Source organism: Pseudomonas sp. SYWMCR5 (assembly GCF_057197165.1).
In genome coordinates this window covers 806529-823133 of the sequence record NZ_JBXUNH010000001.1, presented here as the reverse complement: position 1 = coordinate 823133, position 16605 = coordinate 806529, and the positions used below count along the sequence as shown (strand labels likewise).

Genomic DNA, 16605 nt, shown 5'->3' with positions numbered 1-16605 from the left:
TCGCCTGGCCGACAGAGTCCGTTCAGAAGAGGTGTCATGGACAACCCCCAAGCCTGGCGTGCGCAGTTGAGCCACGGCCAGTGGTTTCGGCAGTTGCCCGCTCAGGTTCAGGATAGCCTGCTGGCACTGGCGCGTTCGCGTGAGCTGGCGGCCGGACAGTGCCTGTTCCAGCGTGGTGACCCGCCCTGCGGTCTGTATGCGGTGCTGGAGGGCGCCATGCGCGTCGGCGCGGTCAGCCGTGACGGCAAGGAAGCGCTGCTGACGCTGGTCGAGCCGCCTTACTGGTTCGGCGAGATCAGCCTGTTCGACGGCCAGCCGCGTACCCACGATGCCTTTGCCGAAGGTGTCACGCAGCTGTTGTGGATACCTCAGGCAGCGCTGCTCGACTGGTTGGCGCAGCATCCGCAGCACTGGCGCGACCTGGCCTTGCTGATGAGCCACAAGCTGCGCTGGGTGTTCGTTGCGCTTGAGCAGCAGCACCTGCTGGCCGCGGGGCCGCGTGTGGCCCATCGGCTGTTGCAGATCGCCGAAGGCTATGGCGAGCGCGATGTTGCCCAATGGCGCCTGCAGTTGTCGCAGGAGCAACTGGCGCTGATGCTGTCGCTGTCGCGCCAGACCATCAACCAGATCCTCAAGGCGCTGGAGCAGGCGGGGGTGGTGCAACTGGGCTATGGCGAAGTGCTGATCCTCGATGCGCCGAGGTTGCGGGAGATGGCTGCGCATCCAGGCTGACCAGGGTATCGATCATCGCCCGTGCTGCCGGTGACAGGCGATAGCCGCTGCGGCTGATCACCCCGCAACGCACGCTCAGCACTTCCAGCCCCGGCGGCAGGTTGCGCCAGTGCAGGCGTACCAGGCGCCCGGCGGCCAGGTCCTCGGCCACGGCTTCCTCGCTGGCGCTGCCGAGGGTATCGCTGGCCAGCACCACGCTGCGCAGCACGGCCAGGTGTTCGGTCTGCAGGTGCGGGATGAAGTCGCTGCGTCCGCTGAGGTTGGCCAGGCGCTTGCGTACACCGGGGGTGAGCAGGGCGCTGGCCAGGGGGTAGGCGAACAGGTCGTTGGTCGACAGGCTGTCCTTGGCCAACAGCGGATGGCCGGGGCGGCAGAAGAATAGGCCGGGGCGCGGGTTGAGCGGCTCAGTATGGAAGTTGGGGTCGGCCTCGAAGGGGCGGATATCGTCGACGAAGAACTCGATCTGCTCGCGGCGCAGGGCCTGGCCCAGGCGTTCGGCGTTGTCCACCTGCAGCTCGGTGCGGATCCCCGGATGCCGGGTGATGAACTGCTGCAGGGCGTCGGGCACCAGCCTTGCGGCCAGGGCCGGGCCGCTGCCGAAATGCAGCTCGCCGGCGTCGAGCTTGGTCATCTGCAGCACGTCGTTGCTCAGTTGTGCGGCCCCCTGAACCAGGCGTCGTGCATGTTGCAGCACCACCTGGCCCTCGGGTGTCGGTTGCAGCGTCTTGTTGCCGCGATCGACCAGGGCGCAGCCGAACTCCTGCTCCAGGCCCTGGATGGCGCGGCTGAACGCGGGCTGGGTAATGCCCATGGCTTCGGCAGCGTGGACGAAGCTGCGGTACTCGGTGAGGGCGATGAAATAGCGCAGTTGGCGAAGGTCCATATCGAGATTCTGCGGAGTAAAGAGGGCTCGTTTTAGACCTTGTTACTTATTCCGTCAACGATGGTTTGGTTAGCTATTTAGCTGTTTTTGTTATTTGAAAAGGGGCGGACAAGCCCGCCCCCCAAGCGCGCCGGGACTTTCACAACAGGCTGAACGGATAACTCACGATCAGCCTGTTCTCGTCGAAGGCGTTGGTGCTGAAGTCCCTGCGCATGGTGGAGTTGCGCCATTTCACCGACAGGTCCTTGAACGTACCGGACTGGATCACGTACGCCAGTTCGCTCTCGCGCGCCCATTCCTTGCCGTCGGTGATGCTGCCGACATGCACGTTGTCGCCTTTGATGTAGCGGTTCATCAGGGTCAGCCCGGGTATGCCGACGGTGGCGAAGTTGAAATCGTGGCGCAGTTGCCAGGAGCGTTCCTTGGCATTCTCGAAGCTGGCGTTGTAGCTGTCGTTGGCCAGGGTGCCGCCGCTGGTGCCGTTGACTCGCATCCACTCGTCATCGCCGCTGACCTTCTGCAGGCCGACATAGAACGTATGCCCCTGATAGCGCGCCGAAAGCATGGCCGAGGCGGTGCGGTTGTCCAGCTTGCCGGCACGCTCGGCACCGTCTTCCTTGCCGATGAAGTAACCCAGGTTCGCCCCCAGGGTCCAGTCGCCCAAGGGCTGGCTGTGCACCAGGTTGAAGTACTGCTGGCGGTAGATATCCTTGAGCTGGGCATCCCACACCCCGACCTGGGTGCGCTTGTCGTTGAAGCTGTACTCGCCGCCGGCAAAGTTGAAGCGGTCGGAGGTGAAGCCCGGGCGGCTGGACAGCGCCATATCCTCCATGCTCGCGTCGTTGCGTGGGCTGTTGCCACGGAACTGGCCGGCGTACAGGGTCAGCCCGGTGATCTCCCTGGAGGTGATCTGGCCGCCGCGGAAGGTCTGCGGCAGCGAGCGACCATCGTCAGAGCGCAGGATCGGCAGCACCGGCATCCATTCGCCGATCTTGAGTTCGGTCTGCGAAATCCTGGTCTTGAGTGCAACACCCAGGCGACCGAAGTCGTCGGCGGGACGGCCATCGTCGTGCACCGGCAACAGTTGCGTGCCGGCTGTCCCCTTGCCGCCATCGAGCTTGACCGAATACAGCCCCAGCACATCGACGCCAAAGCCGACGGTGCCCTGGGTGAACCCGGAGCGGGCGTCGAGGATGAAGCTTTGCGTCCATTCCTCGGCCTTGCCCTGGGCCTTGGCCGGGTCGACGAAGTTACGGTTGATGTAGAAGTTGCGCAGGTTGAGGGTGGCCTTGGCGTCTTCCATGAAGCCGCCGTCGGCAGCGAGGACGGGCAGGGCGCAGGACATGGCCAGCAGGCCCGGCAGCAGCGGGCGGGTGGGTTGCAGAATGCTCATCTGTCGTGGATCTCTTGTTTTTATGGGCGAGTCGGAGCGCTGCAGGGTACGAGCCTGCAGGTCGACGCTTTTTTTTGGGATGAACTGTGCAACGTTGCGCAAGCGATGGTGCGCGGAAGGGCGGTGGAGTGGCAATTCGTTGCAAACGGTTGCGGGCGATAATCGAACGCAATGTTCCGGGTGGTTAATTGGGTGGCGGTGTTGGCCCTATCGTCGGGCAATCATCGGCACCGCCAAACAAAAAGCCCACCGCGAAGGGTGGGCTCGATGCTGCTGCCAGGCCAATCAGCCTTTCGGTGTGGCCACCGACGCCTGCTGGTTGGTCTGCTCGTACCAGCCACCGCCAAGCGCCTTGTACAGGTTGACCTCGCTGGTCAGCTGCGACAGGCGATCACTGATCAGCGCCTGCTGGGCACTGAACAGGTTGCGCTGGGCGTCGAGGAAGGTCAGGTTGCTGTCGATACCGATGCGGTAGCGACGCTCGGCCAGACGGTAGTAATCCTGGTTGGCGGCAACCAGGTCACGCTGGGCCTGCAACTGCTCCTCGAAGGTCTTGCGCGCGGCCAGGCCATCGGAGACTTCCTGGAAGGCGGTCTGGATGGTCTTTTCGTACTTGGCGACGTTGATGTCCTTCTGGATCTTCGAGTAGTCCAGGCTCGCCCGCAGGCTGCCGGCGTTGAAGATCGGCAGGTTGATCTGCGGCTGGAACAGCCAGGTCCCCGAACCACCCTTGAACAGCCCGCCCATGTCCGGGCTCAGGGTACCGGCGTTGGCGGTCAGGCTGATGCTCGGGAAGAACGCGGCTCGGGCCGCGCCGATGTTGGCGTTGGCAGCCTTGAGCAGGTGCTCGGCTTCCTGGATGTCCGGACGCCGCTGCAGCAGGTCGGACGGCAGGCCCGCCGGCACGTCGGCCAGCTGGTCGGCGTCGAGCTTCAGCGGCGCCGGCAGGTCGGCCGGTACACCGGTTCCCAGCAGCACGGTGAGGCTGTTCAGGTCCTGCGCCACCAGGCGCTGGTACTGCGACAGCTTGACCCGCGCGCCTTCGACGGCGGTGCGCGCCTGGCTCAGGTCGAGCGCGGAAGCCACACCGACCTCGTTGCTGCGGCGGGTCAGGTTGTAGCTTTCCTCGTAGGTCTTGAGCGTTTCTTCGGTCAGCTTCAGCAGCGCCTGGTCGGCCTGCCAGGTGTAGTAGGCGTTGGCCACGCTGGCCACCAGGCTGATCTGCGTGGAGCGACGCGCCTGCTCGCTGGAGAGGTAGGTCTCCAGGGCCTGCTCGCTCAGGCTGCGCACGCGGCCGAACAGGTCCAGCTCGTACGCGCTGACACCCAGCGTTGCCGAGTACTGGCTGGTGATGTTCGCCTCACCGGTCTGCGACAGGTTGGCCGGAACCCGCTGGCGGCTGCCGCTGCCGGTGGCCGAGACCGCCGGGAACAGGTCGGCGCGCTGGATGCGGTACTGCGCGCGGTAGGCGTCGATGTTCAACGCGGCGACCCGCAGGTCGCGGTTGTTGACCAGCGAGGTCTGGATCAGTTTCTGCAGTGCCGGGTCGTGGAAGAACTGGCGCCAGCCCTGTTCGGCGGCGGCCACGTCGGCCGACTGGGTCGGCGAGTACGCAGGGCCTTGCGGCCACTGCGCGGCCACCGGTGCTTCCGGGGTCTGGTAGTCGGGAATCAGCGAGCAGCCGCCGAGAATGAAAGCGGTTACCGCCAGGGACAACAAAGACTTGGTCATTGCCCAGCCTCATTACGTGGAGTTTCAGGGGTGGCGTCTGCTTTCGGCTCTTTGCTGCCGAACAGCGACGACACTGCTACGAAGAACAGCGGTACCCAGAAGATCGCCAGCACAGTCGCACTGATCATGCCGCCGATCACCCCGGTGCCGATCGCGTGCTGGCTTCCGGCGCCCGCGCCGCTGGCGATGGTCAACGGTACCACGCCGAGGATGAAGGCCAGCGAGGTCATGATGATCGGGCGCAGACGCATCCGGCACGCCTCGATCGTCGCATCGAACAGGCTCTTGCCCTGTTCGTGCAGCTCTTTGGCGAACTCGACGATCAGAATGGCGTTTTTCGCCGCCAGGCCGATGGTCGTCAGCAGGCCGACGAGGAAGTACACGTCATTCGACAGCCCGCGCATGCTGGTGGCGATCAGTGCACCGATGATACCCAGCGGCACCACCAGCACGACGGCGATCGGGATCGACCAGCTTTCGTACAGCGCTGCCAGGCAGAGGAACACGAACAGCAGCGAAAGGGCGAACAGCGCCGGCATCTGCGAACCGGAGAGCTTCTCCTCGTAGGACATGCCGGTCCAGGAGTAGCCGATGCCCGACGGCAGTTCGCCGACGATGCGTTCGACCTCGGCCATGGCCTCACCGGTACTGTAGCCCGGCGCCGGGGCACCGAGGATCTCGACTGCTTCCACGCCGTTGTAACGCGACAGCTTCGGCGAGCCGTAGGTCCATTCACCGGAGGCGAAGGAGGAGAACGGCACCATCTCGCCCTGGCCGTTGCGCACGTACCACTTCTGCAAGTCTTCGGGGCTCATGCGGGCACTGGATTCGCCCTGGATGTACACCTTCTTGACCCGGCCACGATCGATGAAGTCGTTGACGTAGCTGCCACCCAGTGCGATCGACAGGGTGTTGTTGATGTCGGCAATGGTGACGCCCAGGGCACTGGCGCGCTCATCGTCGACGATCAGCTGGTACTGCGGCTCGTCGTTCAGGCCGTTGGGGCGCACCGCAGAGAGGATCTTGCTCTGCGAGGCCTTGGCCAGGAACTGGTTGCGCGCTTCCATGAGCTTCTCGTGGCCGACGCCGGCACGGTCCTGGAGGAACACGTCGAAGCCGGTGGCGTTACCCAGTTCGAGCACTGCCGGCGGTGCGAAGGCGAACACCATCGCATCGCGGAAGCTGAAGAAGTGCTGCTGGGCGCGGGCCGAGAGATTGAACACGCTGTTCTCGGCCGAACGCTCGCCCCAAGGTTTGAGCATGATGAACGCCATGCCCGAGCTCTGGCCACGACCGGCGAAGTTGAAACCGGTCACGGTGAACACCGACGACACGGTGTCGGCTTCGTCCTTGAGAAGGTATTCGCGCATCTTGTCGACGACCACCTGGGTGCGTTCGGCACTGGAACCGGCCGGGGTCTGCACCTGGGCGAAGAGTACGCCCTGGTCTTCTTCAGGCAGGAACGCGGTGGGGATGCGACTGAACAGCCAGATCATGCCCACCACGATCAGCGCATAGGCCAGCAGGAACGGGATCTTGTTGCGCAGGATGGTGCCGACACTGCGCTCGTAGCCCTTTACGCTGCGGTCGAAGTTACGGTTGAACCAGCCGAAGAAGCCGCCCTTGGCCGTGTGGTGCTCGCCCTTCTTCAAGGGCTTGAGCATGGTCGCGCAAAGGGCCGGGGTGAAGATCAGCGCTACCAGTACCGACAGGCCCATGGCCGAGACGATGGTGATGGAGAACTGGCGGTAGATCACGCCGGTGGAGCCGCCGAAGAAGGCCATTGGCAGCAGTACCGCCGACAGCACCAGGGCGATACCGACCAGCGCGCCCTGAATCTGCTCCATCGAGCGCTTGGTGGCTTCCTTGGGCGGTAGTCCTTCCTCGGACATGACCCGCTCGACGTTCTCCACCACGACGATGGCGTCGTCCACCAACAGGCCGATGGCCAGGACCATGGCGAACATGGTCAGGGTGTTGATGCTGAAACCCGCTGCGGCAAGGATGCCGAAGGTACCCAGCAACACCACCGGAACGGTCATGGTGGTGATGATGGTGGCGCGGAAGTTCTGCAGGAACAGGTACATCACCAGGAACACCAGGACCACGGCCTCGATCAGGGTGTGGATCACTCCGCTGATCGATTCGGTGACGACCGGCGTGGTGTCATACGGGAACACCGCTTTCACGCCCGGCGGGAAGAACGGTTCCAGGTCGCTGATGGTCTTGCGCAGCGCCTTGGCGGTATCCAGGGCGTTGGCACCGGTCGCCAGCTTGACCGCCAGGCCCGATGCCGGCTTGCCGTTGAACTGCGCGCTGACCGCGTAGTTCTCGCCACCCAGGCCGACCTTGGCGACGTCGCGCAGGCGTACCTGCGAGCCATCGTTGTTGACCTTGAGCAGGATCTTCTCGAATTGCTCGGCGGTCTGCAGGCGGGTCTTGCCGATGATGGTGGCGTTGAGTTGGGTACCCGGCATGGCGGGCAGGCCACCGAGCTGGCCGGAGGAGACCTGCACGTTCTGCGCGGTGACTGCGGTACGCACATCGACCGGGGTCAACTGGTACTTGTTGAGCTTGGCCGGGTCGAGCCAGATACGCATGGCGTACTGGGCACCGAACACCTGGAAGTCACCGACACCTGCGGTACGCGAGATCGGGTCCTGCATGTTGGAGACGATGTAGTTGGCCAGGTCGTCCTTGGTCATGCTGCCATCTTCGGAGACCAGGCCGATCACCAGCAGGAAGTTCTTCACGGCTTTGGTGACGCGAATACCTTGCTGCTGTACTTCCTGTGGAAGCAGCGGGGTGGCCAGGTTGAGCTTGTTCTGCACCTGGACCTGCGCCGTGTCGGCGTTGGTGCCCTGCTCGAAGGTCGCAGTGATGGTCATGCTGCCGTCGGAGTTGCTTTCCGACGATACATAACGCAGGTTGTCGATACCATTGAGCTGCTGCTCGATGACCTGCACCACGGTGTCCTGCACGGTCTGCGCGGAGGCACCCGGGTAGGTGACGGCAATGGCGATGGCCGGCGGCGCAATGCTTGGGTACTGGTTGATCGGCAGCTTCAGGATCGACAAGGCCCCGACCAGCATGATCACCAAGGCGATCACCCAGGCGAAGATCGGGCGATCGATAAAGAACTTCGACATGGTTTACTCCGCTTTGGCGTCTGCTTTCGCTGCGCTGGCCTGTTCAGGGCTGGCCGGCTTCTTGACGTTGGTGGCTTCGCTGACCTTTACCTCGGCACCCGGGCGCACATATTGCAGCCCTTCGGTGATCAGGCGGTCGCCCGCGTTGAGGCCTTCCTCGACCAGCCACTCGTTGCCCAGCGTGCGGCTGGCCTTGAGCTGACGCAGTTCCACCTTGTTATCCTTGTTCACCACCAGTGCCGTGGGCGCGCCCTTGAGGTCGCGGGTCACACCTTGTTGCGGGGCGAGGATGGCGTTGGCATTGACCCCTGCCTGCAGGCGGGCATGCACGAACATGCCGGGCAGCAGGGTGTGGTCGGGGTTGGGGAAGACGGCGCGCAGGGTCACGGAACCGGTGGTCTCGTCGACCGAGACTTCGGAAAACTCCAGGCGACCTTCGCCGGCGAACTTGCTGCCGTCTTCGAGGACCAACTGGACCTTCGCAGCGTTGTCGCCGGCCTTCTGCAACTTGCCGCTTTCCAGGTCACGGCGCAGCTTGAGCAGCTCGGCGGTGGACTGGGTCACGTCGACGTAGATCGGGTCGAGCTGCTGGATGGTTGCCATGGCATTGGTCTGGCCGTTGCTCACCAGCGCGCCTTCGGTGACCGAGGAGCGACCGATACGACCGCTGATCGGTGCCAGCACCTTGGTGTAGCGCAGGTCGATCTGCGCGCTCTTGAGCGATGCCTCGGCCTGCAATCGTTTGGCATTGGCGTCGTCGTATTCCTGCTTGGAGACGGCTTGCTCGTCGATCAGTTGCTTGTAGCGCTCGGCCAGCGATCGGGTGGCCTGCAGGTTGGCCTGGGCGTTGGCCAGGTTGGCCTCGTAGACGGCAGGGTCGATCTGGTAGAGCTGCTGCCCTTCCTTGACGTCGCTGCCTTCCTTGAACAGGCGCTTGAGAATGATGCCGTTGACCTGTGGCCGGACTTCGGCGATGCGGTAGGCGCTGGTGCGCCCCGGCAGTTCCGAGGTCAGGGTGAAGGCCTGCGGCTGCAGGGTGACGACGCCGACCAGAGGAGCCTGCGCTGCGGGCGCGGCTTCTTCTTTCTTGCAGCCACTGAGCAGGGTTGCCAGGGCGACGGCGGAAACCAGGGCGGTAACGGCTGGCTTGAATTGCATGAGGATCCTCGGGTCGCAGGAGCAGGGGGAGCTCAAGAATAGTGGAAGAGTCTTTTAAGAAAAATCGCTATCCGGTGGATTAGTAGCTTACTAACGAATATACTTACATTCATGGTTGTTTGTAAATACCGCGTGGTGGTACCAGGCTACTACCGCAAAACGTGATTAATGCACCCGGGAGCCGCCCTGCAGAGGTGAACCCGGATTAAAGCCCGTGCGATCTTGTGCCGGGCTCAGATGAGGTTGAGCTGCCATGGTCCGTCGAACCAAAGAGGAAGCCCAGGAAACCCGCGCCCAGATCATCGAGGCGGCGGAAAAGGCTTTCTACAAGCGCGGAGTTGCGCGAACCACCTTGGCCGATATCGCCGAGATCGCGGGGGTCACCCGTGGTGCGATCTACTGGCATTTTAGTAACAAGGCCGAGTTGGTCCAGGCGCTGCTCGACAGTTTGCACGAGACCCATGACCACCTCGCGCGTGCCAGCGAAAGCGAGGACGAACTCGACCCGCTCGGCTGCATGCGCAAGCTGCTGTTGCAAGTGCTCAATGAGCTGGTACTGGACGCCAGGACCCGGCGTATCAATGAAATCCTGCATCATAAGTGCGAGTTCACCGATGAGATGTGTGAGATCCGCCAGCAGCGACAAGGCGCCATCGTCGAATGCCACGAGGGCATTTCCCGTGCCCTGGCCAATGCAGTACGCCGTGGCCAGTTGCCCGCCGACCTGGATGTCGAGCGTGCGGCCATCGCCATGTTCGCCTATGTCGACGGCCTGATCGGGCGCTGGCTGCTGCTGCCGGACAGCTTCGACCTGCTGCGCGATGCGGAAAAATGGGTCGACACAGGGTTGGATATGCTGCGCTTGAGCCCGGCCCTGCGCAAATGACACTTTGTTAAGGATTGTGAGGAAGTCTTTCCCGGCCGGATTAAGTCGGGGTTAAAAAGGGGCCGCGTTGCGGCCCTGGTCTTTTCAATGCCCGCGTAATTGCCGGTCCGGCAACGCCAGTGCTGCCAGCAGCCCCAGCAGTGCTGCGCCGGCACTGGCCAGCAGCAGGTATCGGAACGTCACCAGCAGGTGTGCCTGGGTCGCCGGGTCCGTCTCGCCGCCCTTCAGGCTGCCCAGCAGCGGGTTGCCCAGCACCTCCAGCCCTCCGACATGCAGCAGCGCCAGCAGCAGGCTGGACATGCAGGCCACACCCATCGCCCCGCCCAGGGAGCGAAACAGGTTGGTGGTGCTGGTGGCTACGCCGATATCCTTCATGTCCACTGCGCTCTGTGTCCCCACCAGCGAAGTCGGGAACTGCAGCCCGCAGGCGATGCCGGTCAGCAGCATGAACAGCCCGCCCAGCCAGGCTGATTGCGGCGGAGTTAGGGCCATGCCGAGGATCGCCAGCGGCATCAGCAGCGCGCCCGCCAGGATCTGTGGTTTGTAGCGCCCGGTGAAGGTGGTCAGGCGGCCTGCGCTGAAGGCGCCCAGCGGCAACCCCATCGCCAACGGCAGCAGGTGCAGCGCGGCGCTGTCGGCGCCGGCACCGGTGATGCTCTGGAAGCGCAGCGGCATGAGCATGGTCAGCGAGATCGACTGGAAGCTGGCGAAGAAGATCACGCACCAGCACAGCACGGCGACCCGGTTGCCGAACAGCTTCAGTGGCAACAGCGGTTCCTGGCAGCGGCGTTCGTGGGCGACGAACAGCGCCAGGCCCAGCACCGCGCAGGCAATCAGGGCCAGCACCGGCGGCGCGGTCCAGGCATGGCCCTGGCCGACCAGGGTGATGCCCAGCAACAAACTGCCCAGGCCCAGGATCAGCAGCAATGCACCGAGATAGTCGACCTGCGCTTCCCGGCGTTGGACCGGCATGCCCATCAGCGCGCGGCGGATCACCCACCAGGCGCAAAGCCCCAGCGGCAGGTTGATCCAGAACACCCAGCGCCACGACAGGTACTCGGTCAGCCACCCGCCGAGCACCGGGCCAGCCACGCTGGCCAGCGCGTACATGCTGCTGAAATATCCCTGGTAGCGTCCACGCTCGCGAGGCGGGACGAAGTCGCCGATGATTGCCTGGCTGACCGAGACCATGCCACCCGCGCCGATACCTTGCAGCACCCGCGCCAGCACCAGTTGTTCCATGTTCTGGGCCAGGGCGCAGAAGATCGAGGCCAGGGTGAACAGTGCGGTGCCGGTGAGGATCATGCGCCGACGGCCATAAAGGTCGCCCAGCTTGCCGTAGATCGGCACGGCCACGGTCATGGCCACCATATAGCCGGAGATGACCCAGGCCAGCAGGCCGACATCGTTGAACTGGGCGGAAATCGCTGGCATGGAGACGGCGACGATGGTCTGGTCGAGGGCACCAAGAAGAATCGCCAGCATCAGCGCGCTGAGCACGCTGCGCAAGACGGCGGGAGGCAGGGCGGCGGTCACGGGGTCACACCTTGTGGTCGGAGGTCGTGAAATTGTGCTGTTCGTCGGCGGCCCGTGGCGAGTGAAATGGCTGCAAACGCGATGAGGATTGTAACCTGAGTTAGGTAGCTTCCTATGTACTGTCTGCATCGCCTATGCGCGATCGGCATAAGCGCTTTCACACGAACGCGCATGGCTGCGTGATATCGTGCAAGTTCATAGCAGCCGAAATACACTGGTTTGCACCCATTTGGTGCATTGTGACCCAGGTTTCCGCATCGCTGTAATCCCCCACTTCTCTTCCACTCTCTGCATGTCATGTCTATGACAGGGCGGAGGGTCCCGGTTCAGGGGCGGTAGTCAGCCAGTTCGATTTTTCACGTTTATGCGGAGTGATCATGCCCAAGGCTTCCCACCAAGATCTGCGTTTTGCCTTCCGCGAACTGCTCGCGTCGGGTTCGTGCTATCACACAGCTTCAGTCTTCGACCCGATGTCGGCGCGCATCGCCGCAGACCTGGGCTTTGAAGTCGGTATCCTCGGCGGCTCGGTCGCGTCCCTGCAGGTGCTCGCCGCCCCGGACTTCGCCCTGATCACCCTGAGCGAATTCGTCGAGCAGGCCACACGCATTGGCCGCGTCGCCCAGTTGCCGTTCATTGCCGATGCCGACCATGGCTATGGCAATGCGCTGAACGTCATGCGTACGGTGATCGAGCTGGAGCGCGCCGGCGTGGCGGCGCTGACCATCGAAGACACCCTGCTGCCGGCCCAGTTCGGTCGCAAGTCCACCGACCTGATCTCGGTGGAAGAGGGCGTCGGCAAGATCCGTGCAGCGCTGGAGGCACGTGTCGATTCGTCGCTGTCGATCATTGCCCGCACCAACGCCGGCGTACTGACCACCGAGGAAATCATCGTCCGCACCCAGAGCTACCAGAAGGCCGGTGCCGACGGTATCTGCATGGTGGGGGTGAAGGATTTCGAGCAACTGGAGCAGATCACCGAGCACCTGAACGTGCCGCTGATGCTGGTCAGCTACGGCAATCCGAACCTGCGTGACGACGAACGCCTGGCGCGCCTGGGCGTGCGCATCGTGGTCGATGGCCATGCAGCGTACTTCGCCGCGATCAAGGCCACCTACGACTGCCTGCGTCTGCAGCGCGGGCAGCAGAACAAGTCCGAGAACCTCAGCGCCACCGAGCTTTCGCACACCTACACCCAGCCTGAGGATTACATCCGCTGGGCCAAGGAGTACATGAGCGTCGAGGAGTGACCGACAGGCGTTGTCGGGCTACCTGAGAGCGCTCAGCGTTGCAGTGTGCGGGACGCAGTGCTCGTGTGCGCAACTGGCCGCGGTACTTGGCTGGCTGCGCAGCAGCTCGACGCGCCAGCAGGCCGAACCGTAGAGTCCGGCCACGGCGACCAGGGCCAGGACGATCGCGCAGCGTCTGGATTTGATGCCCATGTTGCCTACCTCCTGCTGTGACCACAGGTGATGCCTGTAAGCATAGGTCAGGGCGCAGCAATTGCCTGGAGCGAGCATCGAGATCGGTGTGATTTCCGTAGCAGCGGCGCGCTAATCCATCTCCCGATCCCACAGCGGTTCTTCACTGAACCGCTGGGCAAGAAAGTCCAGCATGCTGCGCAAGGTTGCCGGCATGTGTTTGCGTGAGGTGTAGACCGCATTGAGGTTCAGCTCCCGTGGTCGGGCCATGGGCAGTAACTTCACCAGCTCGCCGCGACGCACTGCGCAAGCGGCCTGGTAGGTCGGCAGCATGGCGATTCCGGCACCGGCCAGGGCAGCCTTCTGCAAGGTCAGGGCCTCGTTGGCGCTGATGTTGCCCTGCACGGGCACCGCGACCTGTTCACCGGCCACCTCGAAATGCCACAGGCTGTGGCCGAAGTAGGCGTGGGTCAGGCAGTTGTGCTGGGTCAAGTCCTCGACTCGCTGCGGCGTGCCGTACTCGTGCAAGTAGGCGGGGCTGGCGCAGACCACCGAACGGCAGACGCTCAGGCGCCGGGCAATCAGGTTCGGGTCCAGGTCGTTGCTGGTGCGGATCGCCAGGTCGATGCGCTCGTCAACCAGGTTGACCGTGCGATCGAGCATCTGCAACTCCACCTTCACTCCCGGATAGCGCTTCACGTACTCCGCCACCGCATCCACCAACTGCGCCTGACCGAACGAGGTGCTCACGCTGATGCGCAGCTCGCCGCGCGGTGCGTCTTCAGGCGCACGCACCGCTGTCTGCAGGTCGCAGGCCAGTTCCAGCATCTGTCGGCAGCGTGGCAGGGTGTCCAGGCCCGCGGCCGTCAGGCTCAGCTTGCGCGTGGTGCGCTGCATCAAGCGTGCGCCGACCCACTCTTCAAGCTCGGCGAGGTAGCGCGATACCACAGGCCTGGAAAGCTCCAGGTGATCTGCCGCGGCCGACTGGCTGCCCAGGTCGACGACGGTGACGAACACGCGCATGGCGTTAAGACGATCCATGATTTGCCCGATTTCAGAAACAAACTATGTTCAAGCATCGCATTTTTTGTGACGGATCGGGCAACTAAGCTGTGTTCCATCGTCCCGCTTTCAGGAATCTCTCCATGTCGATTTTCACTCCACTGCGCAGTCTGATGCTGGCCTGTGTTGCCCTGACGGGCCAGGCAATGGCGGCCGATCCGCTGCACCTGGATGTCTACAACCCAGGCCATGACGCACTGTTCCCGGTCAGTTCGGTCATCGTCAGTGGCGAGCGGGAGGCCGTGCTGGTGGATGCGCAGTTCGGCAAGACCCAGGCCGAGCAGGTGGCCGAGCGCCTGCGCGCCAGCGGCAAGCGGCTGACCACCATCTACATCAGCCATGGCGATCCGGACTACTACTTCGGCCTCGACACCCTGACCCAGGCGTTTCCAGACGCCAAGGTGGTTGCCTCCGCTGCCACCGTGGCGCACATCCGCCAGACCATGGACGCCAAGCTGGCCTACTGGGGCCCGCAGATGGGCGCCGACAAGCCCACGAAACTGGTCGTGCCCCAGGTGTTGGCCGGTAACCGCCTGGAGCTGGAAGGGCAGACGCTGGAAGTCGTTGGCCTGGACGGCCCGCAGCCCGACCGCAGCTTCGTCTGGATTCCCTCGATCAAGGCGGTGGTCGGTGGTGTTGTGGTTTCCGAGAACATTCACGTATGGATGGCTGACACCCAGTCGGCCCAGTCCCACACCGACTGGCTGGCAACCCTTGCCCACATCGAAAAACTGGCCCCGCGCACAGTGATCCCGGGTCACTACCTGGGCCAGAGCAGCCGTTCGCTGGACGCCGTGCGCTTTACCGCAGGCTACATCCGTGCCTTTGACAGCGAGACGGCCAAGGCCCGCGATGCGGCGGCGCTGATTGCTGCAATGAGCAAGCGTTATCCGAACCTGGCCGATGAAAGCTCGCTGGAGCTCGGTGCCAAGGTCGCAAAAGGCGAAATGAAGTGGTAACCCCCTACAACCCTGATGGAGTGTTTCCCATGAGCAAGATCGCAATCATCGGTGCCACCGGCCGCGCTGGCAGCCAGTTGCTGGAAGAGGCCCTGCGCCGTGGCCACAGCGTGGTCGCCATCGCCCGCGATCCGTCTTCGCTGCAGGGCCGTGAAGGTGTCACGGTCAAGGCGCTGGATGCCAGGGACAGCGCTGCGCTGCAGGCGGCTGTCACGGGCGTGGATGCTGTGCTGAGCGCTGCACACTTCTCCACCCTCGAGCCGCAGGCAATCATCGAGCCGGTCAAGGGCGCCGGGGTCAAGCGCCTGCTGGTGGTTGGTGGTGCCGGCAGCCTGCTGCTGCCGTCGGGGCAACGGGTGATCGACAGCCCGGACTTCCCTGAGGCCTACAAGGCCGAGGCCAGCGCCGGCGTGCGTTTTCTCGATACCTTGCGCCAGGAGCCGACCTTGGACTGGACCTTCCTCTCGCCTTCGGCCGAGTTCGTCGAGGGTGAGCGCAGCGGGCGCTATACGCTGGGCAAGGATCACCTGCTGATCGGGGCCGACGGCAAGAGCTGGATCACCTTCGCCGACTATGCCATTGCCTTGATCGACGAGCTTGAAAAGCCTGCCCATACGCGCCAGCGCTTCACTGTCGGGTACTGATGTCGCGCATCGGCTGTAGCAGCAACGGGCTTGTTCAAAAGCCAAAGGCCAGTCCAGTCCGCTCCGTTCCTACAGGCCGGCGCGTGCCTGCAGCCAGTCCAGCAACTCGCCGAGCCCCGGTGGCAGGCTCTTCGACGGGCAGACCAGGTAGTAACCTTTGCCCGTCATCACCTTCAGCGCGAAGGGCATGCATAACCGCCCACTGCGCAGGTCATCGCCGATCAGCGCCCAGTCGCCGATGGCCACGCCGGTTCCCTGCGAGGCCATGGCCATCGCCATGTCCAGTGTCTCGAAATGCTGGCGTCGGCCCTGCGGCTCGAACGCAGCGCCAGCCGCCTGCAGCCACAGGCGCCAGTCATGTTCGTCGCGCGAGGGGTGCAGCAGCATGTGCTGCGCCAGGTCCTCCACTCGCTCCAGAGGCACCCCGCCTTGCAGCAACGACGGTGCGCACACCGGCGTCAGTTGCTCGTCGAACAGCTTGAGCACCAGCGAGCCATGGGCGGGCGGGCTGCCATACACCACTGCAGCATCGAAACCTTCATGACGAAAATCCACGCCGTGCTGCACGGTGGTGGTCAGCTCCACCGGCACATCCGGGCGCAGCGCCTGCCACTCCATCAGCCTCGGCAGCAGCCAACGCATCACGCAGGTGGGCGCCTTGAGCTGCAAGGTCGCGGTGCGCGCGCCGACCTCGCGTACGCCCTGTTCGATCAGGGCGAACACCTGCTGCACCCGCGGCAGCCAGTCCTGGCCTTCACGGGTCAGGCTCAGGCCACGGGCCTGGCGCTGAAACAGGGGATAGCCGAGCTGCTCCTCGAGCCCGGCGATCTGCCGGCTGACAGCGCCCTGGGTGATGTGCAACTGCTGGGCGGCACGGGTGAAGTTGCAGTGCTGGGCGGTGACCAGGAAGGTGTGCAGCGCGGGCAGGGGAGGGAGTCGTTTCATCGTGGCGAGCCATGATCTGGAGACATGGCTAGTATGTGTTTTTTTGCATTGTCGCGGTAGCCGCGGCTTGGTTCCATGGGCACTGATTTCAACAAGAATCAGGGTAACG

The 16605-nt window shown here is 63.8% G+C and carries 14 protein-coding genes; 5 read left to right on the top strand and 9 right to left on the bottom strand.

The annotated features are described in order from the left end of the window. The first annotated feature begins 36 nt into the window (after positions 1–36). Positions 37–732 carry a Crp/Fnr family transcriptional regulator gene (locus tag AC2CGW_RS03885; protein ID WP_186667284.1) on the top strand — a complete coding sequence of 232 codons (696 nt, stop codon included), beginning with the start codon at positions 37–39 and terminating at the stop codon, positions 730–732. Here the strand turns inward: AC2CGW_RS03885 and AC2CGW_RS03880 are convergent. The 5 genes from AC2CGW_RS03880 to AC2CGW_RS03860 form a co-directional block, all read right to left on the bottom strand. After that, positions 632–1615 carry a LysR family transcriptional regulator gene (locus tag AC2CGW_RS03880; RefSeq protein ID WP_484573562.1) on the bottom strand — a complete coding sequence of 328 codons (984 nt, stop codon included), beginning with the start codon at positions 1613–1615 and terminating at the stop codon, positions 632–634. The genes AC2CGW_RS03885 and AC2CGW_RS03880 overlap by 101 nt on opposite strands. 139 nt (positions 1616–1754) lie before the next feature. Further along, positions 1755–3008: an OprD family porin gene (locus AC2CGW_RS03875; protein WP_484573561.1), complete on the bottom strand. Its 1254-nt coding sequence runs from the start codon at positions 3006–3008 to the stop codon at positions 1755–1757. A gap of 285 nt (positions 3009–3293) precedes the next feature. Beyond that, on the bottom strand, positions 3294–4739 hold the full coding sequence (locus AC2CGW_RS03870) for an AdeC/AdeK/OprM family multidrug efflux complex outer membrane factor (protein WP_186667281.1): 1446 nt from the start codon (positions 4737–4739) through the stop codon (positions 3294–3296). After that, complete coding sequence (gene ttgB / locus AC2CGW_RS03865) at positions 4736–7888, bottom strand: multidrug efflux RND transporter permease subunit TtgB (protein ID WP_186667280.1); 3153 nt, start codon at positions 7886–7888, stop codon at positions 4736–4738. The genes AC2CGW_RS03870 and ttgB overlap by 4 nt, the downstream gene beginning before the upstream one ends. A gap of 3 nt (positions 7889–7891) precedes the next feature. Then, positions 7892–9046 carry an efflux RND transporter periplasmic adaptor subunit gene (locus AC2CGW_RS03860; protein WP_186667279.1) on the bottom strand — a complete coding sequence of 385 codons (1155 nt, stop codon included), beginning with the start codon at positions 9044–9046 and terminating at the stop codon, positions 7892–7894. A 253-nt stretch (positions 9047–9299) separates the two neighbouring features. Between AC2CGW_RS03860 and AC2CGW_RS03855 the strand changes: the two genes are divergently transcribed. Beyond that, on the top strand, positions 9300–9932 hold the full coding sequence (locus tag AC2CGW_RS03855) for a TetR family transcriptional regulator (RefSeq protein WP_186667278.1): 633 nt from the start codon (positions 9300–9302) through the stop codon (positions 9930–9932). 84 nt (positions 9933–10016) lie between these two features. Here AC2CGW_RS03855 and AC2CGW_RS03850 read toward each other — a convergent pair whose 3' ends face one another. Continuing rightward, on the bottom strand, positions 10017–11468 hold the full coding sequence (locus AC2CGW_RS03850) for an MDR family MFS transporter (RefSeq protein ID WP_186667277.1): 1452 nt from the start codon (positions 11466–11468) through the stop codon (positions 10017–10019). A 377-nt stretch (positions 11469–11845) separates the two neighbouring features. Here AC2CGW_RS03850 and AC2CGW_RS03845 point away from each other — a divergent pair, with 377 nt between their 5' ends. Beyond that, complete coding sequence (locus AC2CGW_RS03845) at positions 11846–12715, top strand: isocitrate lyase/PEP mutase family protein (protein WP_054894495.1); 870 nt, start codon at positions 11846–11848, stop codon at positions 12713–12715. A gap of 18 nt (positions 12716–12733) precedes the next feature. On the opposite strand, the gene AC2CGW_RS03840 is transcribed toward AC2CGW_RS03845, so the two are convergent. Both AC2CGW_RS03840 and AC2CGW_RS03835 read right to left on the bottom strand, forming a co-directional pair. After that, the gene (locus AC2CGW_RS03840) at positions 12734–12907 is read right to left on the bottom strand and encodes a hypothetical protein (protein ID WP_186667276.1); all 174 of its coding nucleotides are present in this window, start codon (positions 12905–12907) and stop codon (positions 12734–12736) included. Between the two features lie 111 nt (positions 12908–13018). Beyond that, positions 13019–13927, bottom strand: a complete 909-nt coding sequence (locus AC2CGW_RS03835) for a LysR family transcriptional regulator (RefSeq protein WP_186667275.1) — start codon at positions 13925–13927, stop codon at positions 13019–13021. Positions 13928–14031: 104 nt separating this feature from the next. Here AC2CGW_RS03835 and AC2CGW_RS03830 point away from each other — a divergent pair, with 104 nt between their 5' ends. Then, complete coding sequence (locus tag AC2CGW_RS03830) at positions 14032–14907, top strand: MBL fold metallo-hydrolase (protein ID WP_186667274.1); 876 nt, start codon at positions 14032–14034, stop codon at positions 14905–14907. 29 nt (positions 14908–14936) lie between these two features. Beyond that, the gene (locus tag AC2CGW_RS03825; RefSeq protein WP_186709304.1) at positions 14937–15551 is read left to right on the top strand and encodes an NAD(P)-dependent oxidoreductase; all 615 of its coding nucleotides are present in this window, start codon (positions 14937–14939) and stop codon (positions 15549–15551) included. Positions 15552–15620: 69 nt separating this feature from the next. Here the strand turns inward: AC2CGW_RS03825 and AC2CGW_RS03820 are convergent, their stop codons facing one another. Beyond that, positions 15621–16496, bottom strand: a complete 876-nt coding sequence (locus tag AC2CGW_RS03820; RefSeq protein ID WP_484573560.1) for a LysR substrate-binding domain-containing protein — start codon at positions 16494–16496, stop codon at positions 15621–15623. Positions 16497–16605: the final 109 nt, after the last annotated feature.

Excerpts from the sequence above, each read along its gene's own strand:
- AC2CGW_RS03845 (WP_054894495.1), top strand. The coding sequence starts at position 11,846 with ATGCCCAAGGCTTCCCACCAAGATCTGCGTTTTGCCTTCCGCGAACTG.
- AC2CGW_RS03840 (WP_186667276.1), bottom strand. The coding sequence starts at position 12,907 with ATGGGCATCAAATCCAGACGCTGCGCGATCGTCCTGGCCCTGGTCGCC.
- AC2CGW_RS03875 (WP_484573561.1), bottom strand. The coding sequence starts at position 3,008 with ATGAGCATTCTGCAACCCACCCGCCCGCTGCTGCCGGGCCTGCTGGCC.
- ttgB (WP_186667280.1), bottom strand. The coding sequence starts at position 7,888 with ATGTCGAAGTTCTTTATCGATCGCCCGATCTTCGCCTGGGTGATCGCC.
- AC2CGW_RS03825 (WP_186709304.1), top strand. The coding sequence starts at position 14,937 with ATGAGCAAGATCGCAATCATCGGTGCCACCGGCCGCGCTGGCAGCCAG.
- AC2CGW_RS03830 (WP_186667274.1), top strand. The coding sequence starts at position 14,032 with ATGTCGATTTTCACTCCACTGCGCAGTCTGATGCTGGCCTGTGTTGCC.
- AC2CGW_RS03860 (WP_186667279.1), bottom strand. The coding sequence starts at position 9,046 with ATGCAATTCAAGCCAGCCGTTACCGCCCTGGTTTCCGCCGTCGCCCTG.
- AC2CGW_RS03880 (WP_484573562.1), bottom strand. The coding sequence starts at position 1,615 with ATGGACCTTCGCCAACTGCGCTATTTCATCGCCCTCACCGAGTACCGC.
- AC2CGW_RS03870 (WP_186667281.1), bottom strand. The coding sequence starts at position 4,739 with ATGACCAAGTCTTTGTTGTCCCTGGCGGTAACCGCTTTCATTCTCGGC.
- AC2CGW_RS03855 (WP_186667278.1), top strand. The coding sequence starts at position 9,300 with ATGGTCCGTCGAACCAAAGAGGAAGCCCAGGAAACCCGCGCCCAGATC.
- AC2CGW_RS03835 (WP_186667275.1), bottom strand. The coding sequence starts at position 13,927 with ATGGATCGTCTTAACGCCATGCGCGTGTTCGTCACCGTCGTCGACCTG.
- AC2CGW_RS03820 (WP_484573560.1), bottom strand. The coding sequence starts at position 16,496 with ATGAAACGACTCCCTCCCCTGCCCGCGCTGCACACCTTCCTGGTCACC.
- AC2CGW_RS03885 (WP_186667284.1), top strand. The coding sequence starts at position 37 with ATGGACAACCCCCAAGCCTGGCGTGCGCAGTTGAGCCACGGCCAGTGG.